Below are 887 nucleotides of genomic sequence, written 5' to 3'. Positions count from 1 at the left end.
CTAAATAAAGCATATAGAATCTACACACATAAAACACCCATAGAAGTCTTGCAAGCTACTTTAAGATTTTATGAAAATGCTTTGCATAAACATATTGATTTTTCACGCATTAGCTTTCCTTATCCTAAAGAAGAGCTAATCACTCAATATAACGAATCAGATTTAGACTTTATCTTTAGAATCGCTCATAATAATGGCATATATTTCTATGAGGATTCTAGCACCATTTATTTCTATGATTTCTTAGCAAATGGGATTCATAGCATAAATAATCATTTAAATGCAAGTAATTCTAATGAAACTAATAAATCTACAAACAACACTATGGGCGAATCTAAATTCGATTCAAATGAATCTAAAAACAACATCATTCAAACGATTCTCTTTAACCCAAATCCAAACAATACCCAAAATCTACCCTGCATAAATAGCCTTTATAAATCTCAAACTCTACTTACAAAAACCTTTAGTCAAAGCACACATTCTGCACTAAATCCTTATGAGCTGCATTCTTTATCAAGTCATTTTAATCCAAATAATGCAAATTCACACAATGATTCATATAATAATTCCATAGAAAATCTAAATAATGCCCTTTATTCCACCCACATTTATAACTCACAATATTCTTTTAGCGATATAAGCAACAATATAAACACACCACTAAGTATTGCTACTTCTAGGGCAACGATGCTTTATAACACCTTTAAAGCCAAAAGCAATATTTATGATTTATCTCTAAATCAATGCTTTAGAATCAATTTAGAGCATAGCACAAGCACTAAAGAGCAATCCTTGCAAGATTTCTACATTATTGAAATCAAACAAATGCTAATCAATGAATCCCTTTTAGAAAACAACATTAACACCAATGATAATATTATTAA

At 29.4% G+C, this 887-nt stretch carries 1 protein-coding gene; it reads left to right on the top strand.

Annotation, left to right across the window (positions count from 1 at the left end):
* A partial coding sequence (locus ACWIX0_RS13850) for a contractile injection system protein, VgrG/Pvc8 family (RefSeq protein ID WP_454174564.1) occupies positions 1–887 on the top strand: 887 nt, incomplete at both ends.

The organism is Helicobacter sp. T3_23-1059, assembly GCF_053654515.1.
Note: the sequence above shows the minus strand (reverse complement) of the source record. Positions and strands in the feature narration are given on the sequence as shown.